The 311-nt window shown below is 67.8% G+C and carries 1 protein-coding gene; it reads right to left on the minus strand.

Annotated elements, in window-relative coordinates:
- Nucleotides 1–311: potassium transporter TrkG (locus P2Q66_RS03870; RefSeq protein ID WP_275725717.1), on the minus strand; the 311-nt coding region annotated here is incomplete at both ends.

The following is a 311-nucleotide window of genomic DNA, read 5'->3' on the forward strand; positions in this document are numbered from 1 at the left end:
ATCGGTCGGCCGCGGACGGCCAGTGCGGTGCCAAGTGTCACGGGGCCAAGGCGGCCGATGAACATCAGCAGGATCAGGACCACCTGCCCGGCGGGCGGCATCCCGGCGGTGATGCCGGTGGACAGGCCCACCGTGGCAAACGCGGACACCACTTCGAAGAGGATCCGTTCCTGCCCGAAATCGGTGATCAGCATGAGGAACATCGTGGACACCACGATCAGCGCGATGGCCAGGAGCACCACGGTGATGGCCTGGCGGTGCACGGCCCGGGAGAGCCGCTTGCCGAAGATGTTCACCGCGGTGCCGCCGCG

Source organism: Arthrobacter sp. Cr_A7, assembly GCF_029222765.1.
Lineage (GTDB): Bacteria > Actinomycetota > Actinomycetes > Actinomycetales > Micrococcaceae > Arthrobacter.